Annotated in this window: 17 protein-coding genes; 10 read left to right on the top strand and 7 right to left on the bottom strand. The window is 44.2% G+C overall.

Annotation, left to right across the window (positions count from 1 at the left end; all coding sequences use genetic code 11):
• Positions 1-42: 42 nt before the first annotated feature.
• From GM173_RS15440 to GM173_RS15470, 7 genes are all read right to left on the bottom strand, one after another.
• Positions 43-1,130, bottom strand: a protein-coding gene (locus tag GM173_RS15440; protein ID WP_203572290.1) for an IS3 family transposase whose coding sequence is annotated in 2 segments (ribosomal slippage) — positions 43-878 and positions 878-1,130 — 1,089 coding nt in all. Because the reading frame shifts where the segments join, the coding sequence is not laid out codon by codon here.
• Positions 1,131-1,304: 174 nt separating this feature from the next.
• Entirely contained in the window at positions 1,305-2,525 is a 1,221-nt protein-coding gene (locus tag GM173_RS15445) for an EAL and HDOD domain-containing protein (RefSeq protein ID WP_203572291.1), read from the bottom strand.
• Positions 2,526-2,590: 65 nt separating this feature from the next.
• Complete coding sequence (locus GM173_RS15450) at positions 2,591-4,498, bottom strand: chemotaxis protein CheA (protein ID WP_203572292.1); 1,908 nt, start codon at positions 4,496-4,498, stop codon at positions 2,591-2,593.
• A 28-nt stretch (positions 4,499-4,526) separates the two neighbouring features.
• On the bottom strand, positions 4,527-5,276 hold the full coding sequence (cheZ, locus tag GM173_RS15455) for a protein phosphatase CheZ (RefSeq protein ID WP_203572293.1): 750 nt from the start codon (positions 5,274-5,276) through the stop codon (positions 4,527-4,529).
• Positions 5,277-5,312: 36 nt separating this feature from the next.
• Entirely contained in the window at positions 5,313-5,702 is a 390-nt protein-coding gene (gene cheY, locus GM173_RS15460) for a chemotaxis response regulator CheY (RefSeq protein ID WP_203572294.1), read from the bottom strand.
• Positions 5,703-5,777: 75 nt separating this feature from the next.
• A complete protein-coding gene (locus GM173_RS15465) occupies positions 5,778-6,725 on the bottom strand; it encodes a chemotaxis protein (protein WP_203572295.1) in 948 nt (315 codons plus the stop codon).
• Between the two features lie 35 nt (positions 6,726-6,760).
• Positions 6,761-7,711: a chemotaxis protein gene (locus tag GM173_RS15470; RefSeq protein WP_203572296.1), complete on the bottom strand. Its 951-nt coding sequence runs from the start codon at positions 7,709-7,711 to the stop codon at positions 6,761-6,763.
• Positions 7,712-7,906: 195 nt separating this feature from the next.
• On the opposite strand from GM173_RS15470, the gene GM173_RS15475 reads away from it, so the two are divergent.
• From GM173_RS15475 to GM173_RS15520, 10 genes are all read left to right on the top strand, one after another.
• On the top strand, positions 7,907-9,079 hold the full coding sequence (locus GM173_RS15475; RefSeq protein WP_203572297.1) for a sensor histidine kinase: 1,173 nt from the start codon (positions 7,907-7,909) through the stop codon (positions 9,077-9,079).
• Between the two features lie 94 nt (positions 9,080-9,173).
• Positions 9,174-9,479 (top strand): STAS domain-containing protein, encoded by a 306-nt coding sequence (locus GM173_RS15480; protein ID WP_027469239.1) that lies wholly within the window; start codon positions 9,174-9,176, stop codon positions 9,477-9,479.
• 10 nt (positions 9,480-9,489) lie between these two features.
• Complete coding sequence (locus GM173_RS15485; RefSeq protein ID WP_203572298.1) at positions 9,490-11,214, top strand: ATP-binding SpoIIE family protein phosphatase; 1,725 nt, start codon at positions 9,490-9,492, stop codon at positions 11,212-11,214.
• Positions 11,215-11,673: 459 nt separating this feature from the next.
• Positions 11,674-12,039, top strand: a complete 366-nt coding sequence (locus tag GM173_RS15490) for a response regulator (protein ID WP_203572299.1) — start codon at positions 11,674-11,676, stop codon at positions 12,037-12,039.
• Positions 12,040-12,063: 24 nt separating this feature from the next.
• Positions 12,064-14,199 carry a chemotaxis protein CheW gene (locus GM173_RS15495; protein ID WP_203572300.1) on the top strand — a complete coding sequence of 712 codons (2,136 nt, stop codon included), beginning with the start codon at positions 12,064-12,066 and terminating at the stop codon, positions 14,197-14,199.
• 12 nt (positions 14,200-14,211) lie between these two features.
• Positions 14,212-14,691, top strand: a complete 480-nt coding sequence (locus GM173_RS15500) for a chemotaxis protein CheW (protein WP_203572301.1) — start codon at positions 14,212-14,214, stop codon at positions 14,689-14,691.
• A 12-nt stretch (positions 14,692-14,703) separates the two neighbouring features.
• Complete coding sequence (locus GM173_RS16435; protein WP_203572302.1) at positions 14,704-17,463, top strand: methyl-accepting chemotaxis protein; 2,760 nt, start codon at positions 14,704-14,706, stop codon at positions 17,461-17,463.
• A 116-nt stretch (positions 17,464-17,579) separates the two neighbouring features.
• Positions 17,580-18,446, top strand: coding sequence for a CheR family methyltransferase (locus tag GM173_RS15510; protein WP_203572303.1), 867 nt, complete (start codon positions 17,580-17,582; stop codon positions 18,444-18,446).
• Positions 18,446-19,060: a chemoreceptor glutamine deamidase CheD gene (gene cheD, locus GM173_RS15515; protein ID WP_203572304.1), complete on the top strand. Its 615-nt coding sequence runs from the start codon at positions 18,446-18,448 to the stop codon at positions 19,058-19,060. Before GM173_RS15510 ends, cheD begins: the two co-directional genes overlap by 1 nt.
• Positions 19,061-19,084: 24 nt before the next feature.
• The gene (locus GM173_RS15520; protein ID WP_203572305.1) at positions 19,085-20,167 is read left to right on the top strand and encodes a protein-glutamate methylesterase/protein-glutamine glutaminase; all 1,083 of its coding nucleotides are present in this window, start codon (positions 19,085-19,087) and stop codon (positions 20,165-20,167) included.
• The last annotated feature ends 5 nt before the right edge of the window (positions 20,168-20,172 follow it).

Below are 20,172 nucleotides of genomic sequence, written 5' to 3' on the forward strand. Positions count from 1 at the left end.
GTGGTAATCCCCCCGTTTTTAAACGAGGTTAGAAGTAGAAGGTTAAGCTGCTAATGCTAACTTCTGTTTCGAGGTGATGCCACCCAAAGCCATATTCGGCCGTTCATTGTTGTAACTCCATACCCAATCGGTCGCGAATTCTTGCATTTCAGCGACCGATTCGAATTGGTAGTGATTGAGCCAATCGTAGCGCACGGTCCGGTTGTAACGCTCCACATAGGCATTCTGCTGTGGATTACCAGGCTGGATATACTCTAGCCGAATGCCCAACTTTTCTGCCCAGTCTTTGACCTTTTGGCTGATATATTCAGGGCCATTGTCACAGCGAATGGCTTTGGGCTGACCTCGCCATTCGAGCACTTGATTGAGCGCCCGGATGACTCGTTCTGCTGGCAGCGATAAATCAATCTCCATCGCCAGCGCTTCACGATTGAAATCGTCAATGACATTAAATAACCGGATGCTGCGCCCATCGGCCAACTGATCGTGCATGAAATCCATTGACCAACACTCGTTCGCAGCTTCAGGTACCGCCAACGGCTCAGGTTTGGCGCGCTCTATGCGGCGTTTGGGTTTGATGCGCAGATTTAATTCCAGTTCTCGATAAATCCGGTACACCCGTTTGTGATTCCAGCGAAATCCTTTGACGTTGCGGAGGTGCAAAAAGCATAGTCCGAATCCCCAGTTGCGCTGATTGTGGGTCAATCGTATCAGGTGATCGGCAATCTGATCGTTGATCGCAGATTGCCGAGATTGGTAGCGATAACAAGTTTGGCTGATACCAAAAGCCTGGCAGGCCAAGCCAATACTAACGCCACGATGCTGAACCGCTTGCTGCGCCATCTCACGTCGCTGAGATGGCTTTACCACTTTTTTTCGAGCGCCTCTTTCACAATCTCGGCTTTGAGGCGTTCTTCGGCATACATTTTTTTGAGTCGCCGATTTTCGTCTTCAAGCTCTTTAAGCCGCGCCATCAGCGAGGCATCCATGCCGCCGAATTTGGCGCGCCACTTGTAAAAGGTGGCGGAGCTAAAACCATGCTCGCGGCACAACTCGGGCACAGGTGAACCGCCTTCGGCCTGCTTAAGAATGGCGATGATTTGGCTGTCTGAAAAACGTGATGCTTTCATGTTGAACTTCCTCGGTGCTGATGGGAGAAAATTCTACTTCTAATCACGCTTAATTTCTGGGGGGATTACCCTAGCTATTGGTGGCGGTTTGCTATAGTAATATATACTCAATATGTCTTTGAGTGGCATTAAAAAGCCCCATAGAAAATACAGGGCTTTTGTTTTCACGGAAAATTAAACACCTAATTCTTCAACCCAATTTAGCGCTTGAACGTGTGATCGGTTTAGCATGTCAGGAGTGATTTGTAGCTGCTCACATAGACGCGGTACTTCGGCCATTTCTGGGTCCTCACAAGCTTCTGCTAGTTCTAGGAATGGCCCATAAATGCCACTGTGCTCCATTAAAGCATCACTTACAGACTCAGGCAAAATAAGTGTTTCAAGGATTTTATCCATGGGCATATCGAGAAGTACATCTAATAGCGAGAACATCCCAACAATAAAGAGATTGTCTTTGTCTTGACCATCTAATAGATGGCTTCCTAACAATTCAACAAGTCGACCGCGTGTTACTGCTGTTTTTAGTAAAGCTGGTGGACTTCCTGTTTCTGCTCCTGCAGTTACCAGTAGTAATGTGAGCCATCTGTAGAGTTTTTGGTATCCTAAAATGGTAACGGCATGTCTAAAGGATTGAATTTCACAAGATAAGCCAAATCCTGCTGAGTTTATGTAGCGCAGCAATTTAAATGATAGAGCAACATCTCGTTTTAGTGCATTTTCAATATCTCGAATCTCTGCATTATTGCGCAACATATTTAGCAGCTGAAGAATGTTTGCATAGCCAGGGTTAATTACTTTTGCTGATAGAGTTTCAGGATGAGCAAAATAATAACCCTGGAAGCAATCCATCCCGATGTCTAAGCATTGCTTGAATTCATCTTTTGTTTCTACTTTTTCTGCAACCTGAAGGATCGGGTGACGTCTTAATTCTTTTGAAAGTACTGGTACTTGAGCTATTCCTAATTGCTGTATGTCTAATTTTATGTAGTTAGCAAACTCAATCATTGGCGCGGTTTGTGGCGTCAAAATAAAGTCATCAAGCGCAATTCCAAAGCCTTGCGATCGTAAATCCTTTAATCGATTTAATAATTCTGCACTAGGTTGTGTCGATTCAACAATTTCTAGCACTACACGTTGTGGTTGTAGTAGTTCTAGAAAATTACTTTCTAGCATTGATTCAGCTACGTTAATAAATGCAAGTTTGCTTCCAACAAGCCAGTCTGTACCCATATTTGAAATTGTGTTTACAAGTACATTAGTTCCTGCTTGCATATCGCTAGAGAATTCAGCAGAGACAGATTCTTTGTTGAGACGAAATAATAGCTCGTAGCCAATAATCTGCTGTTGGCGATTTAGAATAGGCTGGCGACCAATAAAAGCATGTTCTTGCGTCATATTCAGGCTAACAGGCGTATACGCCGTGCTCCAAGTGAGGATGTTTATTGTAGTAGAAACTTATATTAATTCAGTTGTTCAATGAATCTTGATGTTTTAATTGCTGCAGAATCTGCTGTGTCTGATGCGAGTAAGTCTTCCATGTCTAAGACTAATACAATCGAGCCATCACCAGATAGCGTGGCACCAGCAACGCCTTTGGGACGAATATTTTGTAATGGTTTAATAACAACATCGTCTCTGCCGATAAAACTGTCCACAGCCAAAATAAAGGAATGTTCTGCTGATTGCATCAGCACTCCAAACTGTGGCAGTTGCACCTCATTCCACCCTATTAAATGTGCTAAAGAGCGCACAGATAAAATTTCATCACGAACAACGATTGTTGCTCTGCCAGAGACCTCTTGAACTTGCTCTTGTCTGATAGTGATAATTTCTCTGACCATTGCAAGAGGAACGGCAAACGGTTGGTCACATACCTTGACCACTAGTACCGGTAGGATTGCTAATGTAAGTGGTAAAGATATTGTAAAACGTGAACCTTCGCCAACAGTTGATTGAATATCAACACGACCATTTAGTTTTTGAATGTTGGTTTTTACTACATCCATTCCCACGCCACGGCCAGATACGCTCGAAATTTGATCCTTGGTTGAAAAGCCGGGCAGGAAAATTAATTGCAAACTTTGTTTGTCATCTAGGCTGTTTGCTGTTTCAATGTCGATAAGGCCTTTTTCAATCGCTTTACGACGAATTACATCTGGCCGCATTCCTCGACCATCGTCAATAATTTCAATCCGAATATGGTCGCCAACCTGAGTAGCAGTCAGCTCCACCACCGCTTTCGCTGGTTTGCCACTAGCAACACGTTCGTCAGTTGTTTCTACACCATGATCAACGGCATTACGTACAAGGTGAACTAAAGGATCATTTAAATCCTCAAGCATGGTTTTATCTAGCTCGGTTTCTTCTCCGGAAATCACAAGCTCAACATCCTTCCCCATTTGACGTGCTAAATCACGCGCAAGACGAGGATATTTTTGGAATAGACGACCAATCGGCTGCATGCGTGTTTTCATTACTGCGTTTTGCAAGTCGCCAACAAGCAGGTCCAGTTGACCTATTGCTTCGTCTAGAGCCTTTAATGTTACTCCATCCATTTTCCCTGACATAATGTCAGCTCGGAGGGTGGTGAGTCGATTTTTTGTTAGCCCAATTTCGCCTGATAAGTTAAGAACTTGATCTAGTCGTACAGTATCAATACGGATCGTTGTTTCTTGAGTTGCAAGCTGTTGTGTGTTTGCTTGGGCTCTCACGTTATTTGCCGCGGCTGGAGCGGGTTTAAGGCTCTGCATTGGTTCTAAGAATGTCGTGGGAGTGCTTGTTTCTTCTATTTGCACAATTTCTTTTTCTTCAACAACCTTTGCAGCTTGAACTTTCGCTTGTGTTGGGGCGGCATTCTCTCCCAATAGTGCATTGTACAAATTAGGCCAATCTGGTTCTGTCGTTTCTGTTTTAGTCGCTGATTCTGCTGGGACGGTTTGCTCTGGAGCGCTTGTCGTCGTGGCGGCTTCTGCTTTTCGGCCTTCTAAGACATCATCCAGCGCTTTTAGGAGTGCCGGATCTGCAGGCGAGGGTTGCCTGCCTTGTGACATTTCTCCAAACATTTCTCGAACAACACCTGTTGCAGCTAGGATTTCATCCATTATTTCTGGATCAAGAGTGAGTTCAGCATTCCTAAGCTTATCAAACAGATTTTCTGTTCTGTGGCAAAGACTAACCATAGAATCAACATTTAAAAACCCGGCGCCACCTTTGATTGTGTGGAAGCCACGAAAAATGTCATTCAAAAGTGCTTTGTCATCTGGACGTTTTTCTAGTTCAACAAGTTTATTGTCAACCTCAGATAGGAGCTCTGAGGATTCTGTTAAGAAGTCCTGTAATAGGTCTTCCATTCCGCCGAAACCACTCATGGTGTACCCCTTTTATGCAGAAAAGACCTTAGAAGCCGAGGCTTTCTAGCAAGTCATCAACTTGCTCTTGGTTGGTAACTATATCTGTACGTCCTTCAGCACTTACCACTGGCCCATTCAGTAGGCTAGCATCGTCTATCTTAGATGGACCTTGTGGATTGAACATAAGAAGAAAATCGAGTAAATGACTTTCCATGTCTTTTGCCATGCTGAGTACACGCTTTATTACTTGACCCGTTAAGTCTTGGAAATCTTGCGCCATCATAATTTCCAGCATTTGAGTGCTTACTTGTTCTGACTGTTGTGCTGTGTTGGCTAAATGGGCTCGAGTACGTGCAACTAGATGCTTGAATTCATCGACACTTAATTTGTGGTTATAGAATTTATCCCATTCAGTAGAGAGCTGCTTTGAGCTTTCGGTAATACTATCTTGAAGTGGCTTTGCAATATCTAATGCATTTAAAGTTCGTTCTGCTGCTTGTTCAGTCATAGTTGCGACATACGATAAACGGTCTCTTGCATCAGGAATTGATGCAGCAGCAGACTCTAGTGATTTATCCAGTCCCAGTTCACGCAGAGTATCGTGTAGTTTTCTGGTAAGCTGCCCAATGTGCGAAAACATGGATTTAGCAGGTTCAGCCATTGCCGTTGCAGGCTCTTGTGCTGGCTTAGCTGCGGATTCTAGTGTGCTCGTTTCAATTGAGTTTGACTGAACTATACTGTCAAATAGCGCTTCAAGATCGGGCGAATCCCCGTTGTTTAATGCATTATCGCTCACAGTGCCTCCTGCTTTCGTGTGTTATGGTGCTGAATTTTACTTTGGCATATTTGCAAAAATTTTCTTCAGCTTTTCATCTAATGTGGCAGCAGTAAAAGGTTTTACGACATAACCGCTAGCCCCTGCTGTGGCGGCCTCAATAATATTTTCTTTCTTTGCTTCTGCTGTGACCATTAAAACAGGCAAGTGCTTTAATTGCGTATCTGCACGGATTGCTCTAAGTAATTCAATGCCAGTCATATTTGGCATATTCCAGTCTGTAACTACGAATTCAAACTGGCCATTTTTTAATTTGTGAAGCGCAACTTGCCCATCTTCAGCTTCATCCACATTGGTGAAACCGAGCTCTTTTAGAAGATTCCGGACGATGCGACGCATAGTGGAGAAGTCATCCACCACGAGAAAACGCATGTTCTGATCTGCCATAACTTAACTCCATTAGCGATATCAAAAATTGATAGTCGCGATATATAAGGTGCAACAAAAAATTGAAGATCTGAGCTAGCTTTGGCTGCTCAGCATCGGTGAAAGCGTGTCTGCTAAAATCAGCGCATCAAATTTTGCAACATAAGCGTCAACGCCTACACTAGCGCCCATTGCTCTATTGGCATTTGATGATAGTGATGAATGCATAACAACTGGAATGCCTTTAAACCGATGGTCAGACTTAATATGTTTTGTTAATACATATCCATCCATTTCTGGCATTTCAGCATCTACTAATATTAATTTTAGTTTGTCTCGCAAACTTTCGCCATCATGAACAGCTCGATTAGCTAAATTTTGCAGCTTATCCCAAGCTTCTTTGCCATTGTTTGCTTGGTGGTATTTGATGCCAATTTTATCCAAAACACTGATAATTTCTTTCCTTGCAACCATCGAATCATCAACAAAAAACATGAAGGTTTCGGGGTGAATTGTCGTAGTCGGGAGGTCTGGAATAATTGGCTCACCAATTACGGTGGCTAGAATTTGCTCGACATCGAGGATGGAGACTAGCTTGCCATCAGGAAGCTCGGTAATTGCCGTAATTAGTGCTTGATTACCCGCTAGCATATTTTCAGGAGCACGAACCTTATCCCAATCTACTCGTATAATGCGGTCAACGTCATGGACTAAAAACGCTTGGGTATGCTTTGAGAATTCAGTGACAATCATTGTGCTGGTAGCATCGCTCGCAGGCTCTTCATTTGTAGCGATAAATCGTGCTAACGAAATAACTGGAATAATGTTCCCACGCAGAGATAAAACACCTTCTACGCCGTGTGGCATATTAGGCGTTTTGGTGATCTTTGGTGTTTGGGAAACTTCCCTAACTTTAAAAACATTAATACCAAAGATTTCGCGAGTCCCTAATGAGAACAGCAGAATTTCCATTTTGTTTGAGCCCGCTAATTTGGTGCGAGCATCTACAGTGTCTAGTAAGTTTGCTTGTGGTGGTTTGCTCATGGGGGACCTCGTCGTTGTGCTTTTGGCGTGGTGGTTTATTCACGACGCAAGAAATTCATTATGCTTTCTGAAAGTTTGTGAGGTTCAAATTTTGCTACATAACCATCCACGCCAACGGATTGGCCTAATTTTTGGTTGGAGAGGCCTGATAAGGATGAATGCATTAATACAGGGATCCCTACAAAACGAGGGTCACTTTTGATTTGTTTAGTGAGCATATAGCCATCCATTTCGGGCATTTCTACATCGGTTAAAACTAAGTGAACTAAGTCTTTAACCATTTTTCCCTGAACTTCCGCTGACTTGGCTAGCTTTAGTAGTTCGTCCCATGCTCTTTTGCCGTTAATTGCGTGCATGTGATGAACGTTCATTGCATCTAGAGTTTGCTCAATTTGACTGCGTGCAACTAAAGAGTCATCAGCAAAAAATACAGTTTTATGGCTGATACTCGCATCGCAAATCACTGCTGCGGTATCAATCGTATTACTCTTTTGTGTGGTTTCTGCAAGCACTTTTTCGACGTCCAGCATCATAACCAATTTACCACTTTCTAACTCGGTCACTGCTGTAACTAAGCCCCCCATTTGCATCGTCAGCATATCAGGCGGAACACGCATTACCGACCAGTCCAGGCGAAGAATTGTGTCTACGGCCTCAACTAAGAAGCCTTGAGTGTGACCGTTATATTCTGAAACGACCATAATCTCAGGCTTGCTATCTGTGATGATGCCGGCGTATTTTGCTAGATCGATGACAGGAACCAAAACTCCACGTAAGCTCACCATGCCCTCTACCGAAGATGGCATATCGGGGGCTTGGGTGATATCAGGGGTTCGCATTACTTCGCGAACTTTGAATACATTAATTCCAAATGTTTCTCTTCTGCCTGATCTTTGGTCTAGGCCCAATGTGAAGAGTAAAATTTCAAGTTTGTTGGTCCCTGCCAATTTGGTACGGGCGTCGATATTTTTTAGAAGGTCTGACACGACTCTACTCCAAGCGGCTAAGGGTAAATGAATACTGCATTATCGGCTTAGGATTGCAAAGATGCAGCGATAAAATAATATTTTTTGCAAAGTGCCTGATTATTAAAGGCGGAAGCGCGATATGCATGCATCTTTAATCCATCTTTGTGAAATCTTTATAATGCATATTCGCAAATGCAACAAGGATAGTTATCCATGAATGCTCAAGATGATTCAATTGATCCACGAAATTTAGAAGAAGCCTTTGCCTTATTTACCGCGGCGTCAGAGCAACTATCTTTGGCATATGCTGATTTACAAGGGCAGGTAATCACTTTGACGGAGCAGCTTGAAGTTGCAAACGGAAAGTTACTTAGTGAATTTAATGAAAAGTCAGCCTTGTCAAGGCGTTTGCGCTTATTGTTAGATCGTCTCCCCGCAGGTGTTCTTGAGTTGGATTCAAATGGGAATGTCTTGGCACAAAATTTGGCGGCAAAGAAAATTTTGGCTTGTGAGGGAGATTGGGTGTGGCCACAGCTTGTGGCTGAATGTATGCATTTGACTCTTGAGCCTGGAGTCTCTGAATATCGGACAGAGGGTAAAAGTTCTTATTTATTATTTGAGGAGGTGGATGTACCTGAAGAGCGTGTACGCTTGGTGTTACTTCAAGATGTAACTGCTGCGTATGAGATGAGGGGAGCCTTGGCGCGTCATGAGCGACTCGCCGCGATGGGGGAGATGGCCGCTGGACTTGCGCATCAATTGAGGACGCCTCTTTCTACTGCGCTGTTATACAACGCTCATTTGTATCGTCCTCAATTGTCTGATCACGATCGGATTCGATTTGCACAAAAATCGCTGGATCGTTTACGACATTTAGAAACGCTAATTCAAAATATGTTGAGATTTGTGCGTGGGCAGCAACAATTGACCGAGGTGTTAGATGTTCGAGTTGTGATTCAAGATGCTGTACAGCACGTGTTACCTCAGTTTGAGTCTAAAAGCGTTCGTTTAACTGTAAATGGGGTGGAGGAGCCAATTTGGGTTAAAGTAAATGCACGAGAGTTTTCTGGCTGTTTAGTTAACTTACTTGAAAATGCGCTGATTGCCTCAAATCCGGGTCAGTTGGTTTGCTGTGAGGCTATGGTTGTTAATGATGTACTGGTTTTAGAAGTGAGAGACGCGGGTTGTGGTATGTTAGATGAAGTTAAAGAGCGCTTATTTGAGCCGTTCTTCACTACTCGCAAAGACGGTACAGGTTTAGGTTTGGCGATTGTTAGAAATCTCGTTTCGTCGTATGGCGGTGAGATAAGTGTTGAATCTAAGCGTGATTTAGGGAGTTCTTTTAAGATTTGCTTGCCACTAGCGACAGCGGCAACTAAGGTGTGAATGAAGTTGTTTTGTTTGGTCGTTTTGCGTATTGAAATCGAGCGATTAAGGCCAAACCTAAAAAATTTACTAAAAGTTTAAAAGGTTAATTCGTATGACGCCTACCGTGCAAATAGAGGGTAATGTTGGCCGTGTAATTCTTTCTGGACAATTTGATTTTAGCGCCCATCGAGAGTTTCGTCAGGTGTGCGAAACCCTGATTGCCAACCCCGAAATTAAAGAGGTTTTGGTTGATTTTCAAAATGTAAATTACCTGGACAGTTCAGCGCTAGGGATGCTGTTGCTACTGAAGGAAAAAATTTCCGCAGCCAGTAAAAGTTTGGCGCTTGTGAATTGTCGTGACACCGTTAAACAAGTTCTGGAAATCGCATGTTTTGGTAAGATTTTCACGATTAGGTAAGTTGATCGAAATGAAAATCTTGGTCGTTGACGACACTGAAGCTATTTTATTGCTGATTTCGCGCTTTGTTGAGGCCTTAGGACATCATGCAGTTTTAGCTAGAAATGGACTCGAAGCTGTTGAGCAGTGTCGCTTGGAGCAACCAGATTTGGTTCTTATGGACGTAATGATGCCCATTATGTCTGGACCTGAAGCGGCCATTTTAATCAAAGAAGAGTCTGGTGAGCGCTGGGTACCGATTGTCTTTGTTACAGGAATTGGCGAAGAAAATGCACTGGCGGATGCGATCGAGCGTGGTGCTGATGACTATATTAACAAGCCTGTTAATTTTCGAGTGCTTGAGGCTAAGCTCAAGGCTTTTAATAGGACATTGGAGTTAAACCGCAAAGTCCGTGAGCAGTCCGAGCGGCTTGCTGATTATTACGAAAATGCAGAAGAAGAAAAGCGAGTTGTTCGACATTTAATGGAGCAATTAGTTAATTCTGAGCGTTTATCTGACCCACAATTACAGTATTTGTTGTCTCCAGCAGAAAGCTTGTCTGGTGATTTAATCGCTTCTGCCCGAACTCCAGGCCAAGCGCTTCATGTGATGCTTGCGGATGGTATTGGTCATGGGTTGACCGCCGCACTTAATGTGCTTCCATTGACGCAGCCTTTTTATAGTATGACCGAGAAAGGCTATGCTATTGGCGATATTTTGCTGGAGATGAATGAGAAAGTTCGCCAAGTGCTGCCGGTTGGCCGTTTTGTTTGCGTTACTCTGATTTCAATTGATGAAGCCGCTGCGTGCATTGAGGTTTGGAATGGCGGCATGCCAACCGTTTTTTTGCTCAATGAATTTGGTGATGTGATTTCTGAGTGTCGTTCAAAGAATTTACCACTGGGCATCGTACCATCTCATTCGATGGATTTTTCACCGGATCGTTTTTATTCGAATGGATCGGGTTATGTTGTGGCCTATTCGGATGGTTTGGTCGAAGCTAGAAATATCAGCGGGGAAGAGTTTGGTGTGCAACGTTTATTAGCACTCCTGAAAAAGCCCGTTGAGATTAAGCAGATTGATTTTTTTAAAGATCAGTTTGCTGACTTTTTAAAGCAAGAGAAGCATCATGATGATGTTTCTTTGGTATTGGCTAATTTTGGTTGCTCGGCTAAGCGTGAACAGCGAATTGCCAATGTCTTATCTGCTGATATGAGTCAACTATTAACCGCTGATTTTGCGACCAGAAGCGAAAGTAATTGGCGATATACGCTGGTGCTGACTGCTGCAGAGTTAAAGTATGTTAATACGATCCCTTTTATGATGACTTTTGTTAAAGAAATCAAATCATTAGCAGGATCCCATTCCGATGTGTTTTTGATTCTCACGGAGTTGTTTTTGAACGCTGTTGATCACGGTCTTTTGGGAATGGATTCAAAGGTCAAACAAGATTCAGAGGGAATGGAATATTATTTGACTGAGCGCATGCACCGCTTGCAAGCATTGCAAGAGGGACGTATTGAAATTGATTTAATGGGTGTCATTTTACGTGGTCAAGAGGTGCTTCGTATTCGAGTCAAAGACAGCGGACCTGGTTTTAACTGGTCGAAAACATATGGTGATACTGAAAATGAAAAACCACTGTTTTCATTTGGTCGTGGTATATCTTTAGTTAAAGCGTTGGCGTTGCATGTTAATTATATTGGGATTGGTAATGAGGTTGAGGTTTATTACGCTCCTCAAACTAATCCCTAATTGTTTGGTTTCTTGATTCTTTCATTTTCTCCTCCGTGTACTTGTTAAAAATCAAATTTTGAGTTGGTATGGTGTTGTTATAAAAGTACGGCATCAAATCAAGGCTTTGTCTATTAGACTATTACTTGTTCGATTGATTGTAAGAAAATCTTGATCGTAGGGTATCTTCTTGAATAGACTGTTTAAATTTGACTCTGTCTGTATACCTGCCAAATTTTTGCTGGTGCGTGATTTTTATCAATAGTTTCTTTTCTTATCAGTTGCTTCCTGTTTTCTAGTAATTTTCTCCTGCGCTATTCGTAATTTTGTCTATAGTAATTTCTGTGCATAAACGATGAAAGATACAAGACGTTTTGCTGTGTATCAGTCAACTTGCATTTTATGCTTCAGGCTTAGTGCTGATTTCGTTGTTGCTGTGTGCTCGGCCTAAGTGAGTTGATTCATTATCAGGGGGGAGATATGGCGAAGAAAGTACTTACGGTCGATGATTCAACTTCAATTCGGCAAATGGTCGCTTTCACATTAAAAAGTGCTGGCTATGAGGTGGTTGAAGCCGCGGATGGGAATGCGGGGGTTACACAAGCTAAAACTCAGCAAGTGGATTTGATTTTAACGGACCAAAACATGCCAGGTATGGATGGACTTACTCTTATTCGTACCGTTCGCGCATTGCCTCAATATACTAGCACCCCAATTTTGATGTTGACTACAGAATCCAGCGATACGATGAAGCAACAAGGTCGTGCGGTGGGGGCTACGGGATGGTTAGTTAAGCCGTTTGATCCGCAAAAACTGCTGGAAGTTGTTCGCAAAGTCATTGGTTAAATCAGCAGTAGCTAGGAGTTGGCCATGACAATTGATATGAGTCAGTTCATTGCAGTGTTTTTTGATGAGGCTGCTGAGCATTTGGCAAATCTTGAGGCGTTGTTACTCAGATTGAATGTTGCAAACCCAGATGCGGAAGAATTAAATGCCATTTTTCGTGCCGCGCACTCGATAAAAGGCGGTGCAGCGACCTTCGGGTTTACTGATCTCACAGAAGTTACTCACATCCTTGAAAATTTGCTGGATCGAATTCGCAAGCATGAAACTCAGCTGCGTCCAGAAATGGTTGACGTTTTCTTGCGTACAGGGGATGTATTGCAGGGGATGCTGGCAGCTCATCGTGGTCAAGGTGAGGTGACGCCAGAAGCAATCGCGCAAGTAACACGTGAGTTGACTAGTTTCTCAAATGAAAATAAAGCTGATTTGATCTGTTCACGGTTGGTCATTGAAATCGCCGCCGGTGATGAGTTTGATATGGTTGCGGTGTTACGTGAGCTAAGTAGTCACGGTGAAATGATTGATTATGAACGCGGCGATGCAGTTCGCCCTTGGCGTTTTCGCATCGCCTCAAGTCAGCCCAGTGCGAGTGTTCTAGATTCTTTGTCATTTCTGATTGATCCAGTTCGTGTTTGTTTGGCAGATATTGATGCGGATGCAGGCTATGGTTTATTTGCACCTGCAATCGAGAACTCATCTGCAGATGAAGCCTATGGTTTTTTTGAGCCTTTACCGGCTCATACTGAGGTTGACGACGGATATGGCTTTTTCGCTCCATTGCCAGCGAAAGAAATTCAGCAATCGATGACAGAAGGGAACGGCTTTGGATTCTTTGTCCCTGTCGAGTCACTGCCTGCTCATGACACCGTCAATCCTGCTCCTGAGGTTGCTGTACCTATCGTTCCTGAATTAAATCGACGGAGTAGTGACCGAGTTGTTGTAGATAAAGCGCCGATTGGCGATAAAAGTGATACCTCGATTCGGGTCAGTGTTGAGAAAGTCGATCAGCTACTCAACTTGGTGGGCGAGCTTGTTATAACTCAGTCGATGCTAGCGCAAAATGCATTGCAACTCGATCCGGTTTTGCATGAAAAATTATTGTCTGGTGTGGCGCAATTAGAGCGCAATACACGGGAATTGCAAGAGTCGGTCATGTCGATTCGGATGATGCCAATTTCATTCGTGTTTAATCGTTATCCGCGACTCGTTCGAGATTTGGCGGGCAAGCTTAATAAGCAAGTTGAACTGCGAATGATTGGTGAAAACACTGAGCTCGATAAAGGGTTCATTGAAAAGCTATCTGATCCAATGACGCACCTAGTGCGCAATAGCCTTGATCATGGACTTGAAACGCCCGAAGTTCGATTAGCCAAGGGTAAACCAGCTCAAGGGAATTTGACGCTCAAGGCTTTTCACCAGGGTGGCAATATCGTGATTGAGGTCAGTGATGATGGCGCTGGGCTAAATCGTGAACGTATCTTAGCCAAGGCTAAAGAGCGCGGGTTGAATGTGAGCGACTCAATGCCTGATTCTGAAGTTTGGATGCTGATTTTTGAGGCCGGATTTTCGACTGCAGCCGAAGTCACAGACGTATCAGGTCGAGGTGTTGGGATGGATGTGGTGCGTAAAAATATCCAGTCGATGGGGGGGCGCGTGGAAATCCAATCAATGGCAGGGATTGGCTCCACAATTAGTGTGCGCTTGCCGCTAACGTTAGCCATTTTAGATGGGATGTCGATTGCAGCGTCGGATGAACTTTATATTATTCCATTGACATTTATTGTCGAATCTTTGCAGCCGCGAATGGCGGATATAAAAGGCATGGCTGGGCGAGGTAATGTGATTAACGTGCGAGGCGAATATTTACCTTTAATTGCTTTGTATGAAATTTTTAATTTGCCATCTAAAGTCAATTCATTTGAAGATGGAATTGCCATTATTTTAGAAGCAGAGGGGCAAAAAATTGCACTGTTTGTTGATAATTTATTGGGTCAGCATCAAGTCGTGGTTAAAAATTTAGAAACTAATTATCGCCGGGTCGCAGGTGTTGCTGGCGCAACCATTATGGGTGATGGGCATGTTGCCTTTATTTTAGATGTAGCCGCTTTAGTGCAAATGGCGCAGCAAGTATCTTCGCCGAATTTAATACCCCTTGCCGCATAAGGAGTCGATGTGATGGATCATTTAATTAAAGAGGATGATGCTAACCGGGAGTTACTCGTTTTTGCTCTGGGTAAAGAAGAGTATGGCATTGATATTCTCAAGGTGCAGGAAATTCGTGGTTATGATGCGGTAACAGGTATTGCGAATTCACCCAGTTTTATTAAAGGCGTTATCAATTTGCGTGGCAATATTGTGCCTATTGTGGATTTAAGAATTAAATTTGGTTTGGGTAATGTTATTTATGATCAGTTTACCGTGGTAATTATTATCAACGTTTCCCAGCGTACCATGGGCATTGTTGTTGATGGCGTTTCAGATGTAATGACTTTAGCTAAGGATCAATTGCGAGCTGCACCCGAGTTTGGTTCTGTTCTCGATACGGCTTATATTTTAGGTCTAGGCACAGTAGAAGATCGAATGATTATTTTAGTCGATATTGAAAAATTAATGACAAGTGCTGATATGGCGCTGGTTGAAGCTGTAGCCGCCTAAAGGGAGTGATCTATGAATAATTTATCATTTAATCGTCGGTTGAAATTTGGAATTGTTGCTATTTTAGTTATGCTGCTTGTCGTTGCTGCTGTGGCATTGAGATCTAGTCAGAATACCAAACTGAGCATGGCCGAGCTAACTGAAGATCATTTGCCGCATTTGGTTAAATCACAGCAAATTTTTAATGAGGTAAATACGATTGCGCGTGCGTTGCGAAATATGCAAATTATTGGTACGGCAACGCCAGAAGATAAATCTAATGCGGCCGAAGAATGGGCGAGGATATTGGAATCGAGAGCGAAGATAATTGATTTGTTAACGCAGTTGGAAACAACATCGAAAGCGATTAATGACCAAGAAGCGCTTGATGAAATAGAAAAGATCAAAGAAAAACGCTCTGCATTTATTGGGTCTCAAAATAAGTTTAAAGCTGCTTTTGATTCTGGTGATATGCTGGCTTCACGAAATATTCTGTTGGGCGAATTACGAACTAATTACAATGCCTATCGAGATGTTATTTTCGCGATGACAGAGCAGGAACAAAATGGAGCAATCGAAAGCGCCAAAACATTAACCGCAGATGCAAAATCAACACAAATTGAAATTATTGTTGCTTCAGCACTCGGATTTGTCGTTGCAATTTGCATTGCCATTTGGATTTTGCGCCGTGTACGCCAGCAATTGGGGGGCGAATTGGAAACGCTGCAAAATGTCATTGAACGAGTTGCCGCTGGTGATTTAAGCGTGAATTTGTCTGTGGCAGCCAGTGATAATCAAAGTGTGATGATGAAAGTGCAGCAGATGCAAATCAAATTGCGTGAGGCTGCATTATTGGCGGAAGAAAATGCGCGGATACGAGTCGCGTTGGATAGTGTTTCAACGAGTGTAATGATTGCTGACGCCGATCGCAATATTATTTACTGCAATCGGGCGCAAGATCGATTATTGCAGGTCGCAGAAGCCGATTTGCGCAAGGATTTACCACAGTTTAGTGCCCGCTCGGTGATTGGCAGCAATATTGATAGTTTCCACAAGAATCCAGCGCATCAACGTGGCATGCTGGAGCGTTTGCAAGGCGAACACAAAGCTAGAATCACGATAGGTGGTCGCCAATTTGCGTTAACGATTAACCCCATCATTGATCAAAAGCAGCAGCGTATTGGCTATGTGGTGGAATGGTTAGATCAAACGGAATTGTTTGCCCAGCTTGAAAAAGAACGAACCGCCAATGAAGAGCGCACTCGTATTCTGGGGGCGCTGGAAGCGACTTCGACCAATGTAATGATTGCCGATGAAAATAGAACCATCATTTATATGAATAAAGCGGTGACTGCAATGTTGTCGCGGGTTGAATCTGAGCTGCGTAAAGTCTTACCAACATTTAATGTCAGTAAATTGATGGGCGCTAATATGGATAGCTTTCATCGCAATCCAAGCCATCAGTCTAATTTGTTGGCGAATTTGACCGGAACTTACCGTTCGCAAATTACCGTGGCAGGGCAGACGTTTTTATTGATTGCCAATCCGGTGTTTGATGCTACGGGTAAACGCCTTGGCTCGGTCGTCGAGTGGATTGACCGCACGGCCGAGGTGGCCGTGGAGAGCGAAGTGAACGCCTTAGTCGACGCAGCGGTGAATGGTGACTTTACCAAGCGAATTAATCCTGCCGGTAAAGATGGCTTTATGCTGAAGTTGGCAGAGGGTATGAATCAGCTTGTGGCAACTAATGAAGCAGGTTTGAACGATGTTGCTCGTGTTTTAGGCGCGCTGGCACAGGGCGATTTAACCCAGCAAATTACCACCGAATATCGTGGGTTGCTTGGACAATTGAAGGAAGACTGTAATACCACGACGGCGCGTTTGGCCGAAATTGTCACCAATATTAAAGACGCTGCGAGCACGATTAATGTGGCGTCGCAAGAAATCGCGGCGGGCAATAGCAATCTATCTAGTCGGACTGAGCAGCAGGCTGCGAGCTTGGAAGAAACCGCATCGAGCATGGAAGAACTCACCAGTACCGTGAAGCAAAACGCTGAAAATGCACGACAAGCGAATCAGTTGGCGATTGGTGCATCTGACATCGCCGTAAAAGGTGGTGATGTCGTAGGGCAAGTCGTTTCGACGATGGCAGATATCAATGACTCGGCCAAGAAAATTGTCGACATTATTTCGGTGATTGATGGGATTGCCTTCCAAACCAATATTTTGGCCTTGAATGCAGCGGTGGAAGCCGCACGAGCAGGTGAGCAAGGCCGTGGTTTTGCTGTTGTGGCATCTGAGGTTCGTAATTTGGCGCAACGCTCAGCGGGAGCCGCCAAAGAAATTAAAACGTTGATTGGTGATTCCGTTCTAAAAGTGGAGGCGGGCTCGAAATTGGTTGATCAGGCTGGTCATACGATGCAAGACGTGGTGGGGGCGGTGCGGCGTGTGACAGACATTATGAGTGAAATCTCGGCCGCATCGAGTGAACAAAGCGCAGGGATTGAGCAGGTCAACCAAGCTATCACCGCGATGGATGAAAATACGCAACAGAATGCTGCTTTGGTTGAGGAGGCTGCCGCTGCAGCGGAGAGCTTAGAAGACCAAGCGAATAATTTAACGCAGACGGTGGGTATTTTTAAATTGCACGCTGGGCAACAAACGAGCCGCGCGGCAGTGGCGCGTGTTGCCGCACCAAAGCTAACGGCTGCGCGGCCTCCGGCTAAGTCTGCGCCAGCTGGGCGCACGATTCCTCAGCTCGGTGGCGATGACGGTGACTGGGAAGAGTTTTAGGCTAGCCCCTTTGGCATGATGTTAAATTAAGGGGCTGCTTAGCCCCTTTTTTTTCTAAGGTATATTGCTATAGCTTTTGTTTATCAGTGCTTTTGTTCGTATACATTGGGGTTTTTATGTCTGTCAGTTCAGTTGTCAATCACGTGCATGAGTTCAGTTACAGCACTGCCGATTTTAATAAGGTCGTCCAGCTTATTTATCAGCGTGCCGGGATTCGTTTGAATGACAGTAAGCAACAGATGGTTTACAGCCGCTTGGCGCGGCGTTTGCGCGCTTTAAATATGACCTCATTTGCCCAGTACCTGCAGGCACTAGAACAAAATCCAGATTCTGCTGAATGGCAGCAATTTACTAATGCGCTGACGACCAATCTCACTTCGTTTTTTCGCGAGGCCTATCATTTTGACTTATTGGCGGCGCAAATGCAGGTGAGCTCATCTCGACCGTTTCGTATTTGGTGTGCTGCTGCCTCGACTGGGGAAGAGCCTTATTCTTTAGCAATGACGGCGATCGAGGCTTATCAAGCGGTCAAGCCTAATGTGGAAATTATCGCGTCGGATTTAGATACCCAAGTCTTGGCGACCGGGGCTAAAGGAATTTATGCCATAGAAAAATTAGAAAAATTGTCTTTGGAGCGCAAGCGAGGTTTTTTTCTCAAAGGGAAAGACGCCAATGCGGGGAAAGTGCGCGCCAAGAAAGCGCTGCGTGAGTTGTTGCAGTTCAAGCAAATTAATTTACTCGATCCCAAATGGCCGTTAGACGGTCGTTTTGATGCGATTTTTTGCCGTAATGTGATGATCTATTTTGATCAGGCCACCCAAAAAGTCATCCTGCAAAAAATGGGGCGCTTACTCAAGCCAGACGGTCATTTGTATGTGGGGCATTCTGAGAATCTTCATTTTTTGTCTGAATATTATGCGTCCTGTGGCAAAACGACGTATCGACTCACCGATCGTGCGATTCATGAGTGGGGGGTACGCTAATGTCGGCAAAAGATTACGAAGAGATACTCGCGCCAACGCTGTACTTTGACCGCAATTTTGCCATTGAAGCTGCGAAAATTTTGCCTGGAGAGTATTACGTTACCGCTCGCGATATGCTCTTGGTCACGGTATTGGGGTCTTGTGTTGCAGCGTGCATTCGGGATCCGGTAACTGGGATTGGTGGCATGAATCATTTCATGTTGCCCGAATCTGCTGAGGATATGGCAACAGTCAATGGATTGTCGACGCGCTATGGCACTTATGCTATGGAGGTATTGATTAATCAGTTGTTGAAGCAAGGTGCTAAAAAGACCCGTTTAGAAGCAAAAGTGTTTGGAGGTGGTAATGTTTTGCGTGGTTTTACCGTTTCTAATGTAGGCTTACAAAATGCTGAGTTTGTGAAAAGCTTTTTATCCTTAGAGCGAATTCCAATTGTGGCAGAGGATTTGCTCGATATTTTTCCGCGCAAAGTGTATTTTTTTCCGCAGACTGGGCGCGTTTTAATTCGGAAATTAAAAACTGTGCATAACAATACAATTATTGAGCGAGAAAAGAGCTATGGCGCTCGTTTGACGCATATGAAAGACGGTGGCGATGTGGAGTTGTTTTCGTAAATTGACTACCGAAGGATTAAAATCGTGGCAAAAATTAGAGTGGTTGTCGTTGATGATTCTGCTTTGATGCGGAGCTTGTTAAAAGAAGTGATTGATACTGCGCCAGATATGGAATGTATTGCCGCAGCGCCAGACCCGATTATTGCGCGAGAAGTGATACGAGAACAGAACCCTGATGTTATTACGCTCGATGTCGAGATGCCAAAGATGGATGGCTTAGATTTTTTGTCGCGTTTAATGCGGCTGAAACCAACGCCGGTGTTGATGATTTCGTCGCTTACTGAGCATGGTTCAGAGGTGGCGTTACGTGCATTAGAATTGGGGGCGATTGATATTATTCCCAAGCCTAAACTCGATATCGCGCAGGGAATCCAAAATTACGCCGATGAAATACGAGAAAAAATTCGTATGGCTTCTAAAGTAAAAGTACGTGCTTTACTTAAAGAGCCGATTGTTTCACCCAGCCATACCGCTGATGCGGTACTGCCCAAGGCGGTGCGTCCCCTGATGAAGTCAGAGAAATTGATTATTGTTGGTGCGTCGACTGGTGGCACGGAAGCGTTGAAAGATTTTTTATTGCCGATGCCACCCGATGCGCCTGCCATTTTGATTGCGCAGCATATGCCAGAAATGTTTACCAAATCGTTTGCTAATCGTTTGGATTCGTTGTGCCGAATTACCGTGAAAGAAGCAGAGCACGGCGAGCGAGTTTTGCCTGGACATGCTTATATTGCGCCGGGGCATTCGCATTTGGTGTTAGGGGTTTCTGGGGCGAATTATGTCTGTCAGTTGTCTCAGGCACCCCCGGTCAATCGCCATCGCCCTTCTGTTGATGTGCTGTTTCGTTCTGCCGCTAATGTTGCTGGGCGCAATGCAGTGGGGGTGATTTTAACCGGTATGGGAAAAGACGGTGCCGCTGGTATGTTAGAAATGCGGCAGGCTGGTGCGTATAATTTTGCTCAAGACGAAGCCAGTTGTGTCGTGTTTGGCATGCCGAAGGAAGCGATAGCACAAGGCGGTGCTAATGAAGTGGTACCTCTGAAAGAAATGACTCAAAAAGTATTGGCTTGGCTTGCTGCAAACGGCGGTCGGGCATTAAGGATTTAAAGGAA

Source organism: Deefgea chitinilytica, assembly GCF_016881405.1.
Taxonomy (GTDB): Bacteria; Pseudomonadota; Gammaproteobacteria; order Burkholderiales; family Chitinibacteraceae; genus Deefgea; species Deefgea chitinilytica.

Excerpts from the sequence above, each read along its gene's own strand:
- GM173_RS15490 (WP_203572299.1), top strand. The coding sequence starts at position 11,674 with ATGGCGAAGAAAGTACTTACGGTCGATGATTCAACTTCAATTCGGCAA.
- GM173_RS15475 (WP_203572297.1), top strand. The coding sequence starts at position 7,907 with ATGAATGCTCAAGATGATTCAATTGATCCACGAAATTTAGAAGAAGCC.
- GM173_RS15465 (WP_203572295.1), bottom strand. The coding sequence starts at position 6,725 with ATGAGCAAACCACCACAAGCAAACTTACTAGACACTGTAGATGCTCGC.
- GM173_RS15445 (WP_203572291.1), bottom strand. The coding sequence starts at position 2,525 with ATGACGCAAGAACATGCTTTTATTGGTCGCCAGCCTATTCTAAATCGC.
- GM173_RS15495 (WP_203572300.1), top strand. The coding sequence starts at position 12,064 with ATGACAATTGATATGAGTCAGTTCATTGCAGTGTTTTTTGATGAGGCT.
- GM173_RS15500 (WP_203572301.1), top strand. The coding sequence starts at position 14,212 with ATGGATCATTTAATTAAAGAGGATGATGCTAACCGGGAGTTACTCGTT.
- GM173_RS16435 (WP_203572302.1), top strand. The coding sequence starts at position 14,704 with ATGAATAATTTATCATTTAATCGTCGGTTGAAATTTGGAATTGTTGCT.
- GM173_RS15485 (WP_203572298.1), top strand. The coding sequence starts at position 9,490 with ATGAAAATCTTGGTCGTTGACGACACTGAAGCTATTTTATTGCTGATT.
- GM173_RS15510 (WP_203572303.1), top strand. The coding sequence starts at position 17,580 with ATGTCTGTCAGTTCAGTTGTCAATCACGTGCATGAGTTCAGTTACAGC.
- cheY (WP_203572294.1), bottom strand. The coding sequence starts at position 5,702 with ATGGCAGATCAGAACATGCGTTTTCTCGTGGTGGATGACTTCTCCACT.
- GM173_RS15450 (WP_203572292.1), bottom strand. The coding sequence starts at position 4,498 with ATGAGTGGTTTCGGCGGAATGGAAGACCTATTACAGGACTTCTTAACA.
- GM173_RS15480 (WP_027469239.1), top strand. The coding sequence starts at position 9,174 with ATGACGCCTACCGTGCAAATAGAGGGTAATGTTGGCCGTGTAATTCTT.
- cheD (WP_203572304.1), top strand. The coding sequence starts at position 18,446 with ATGTCGGCAAAAGATTACGAAGAGATACTCGCGCCAACGCTGTACTTT.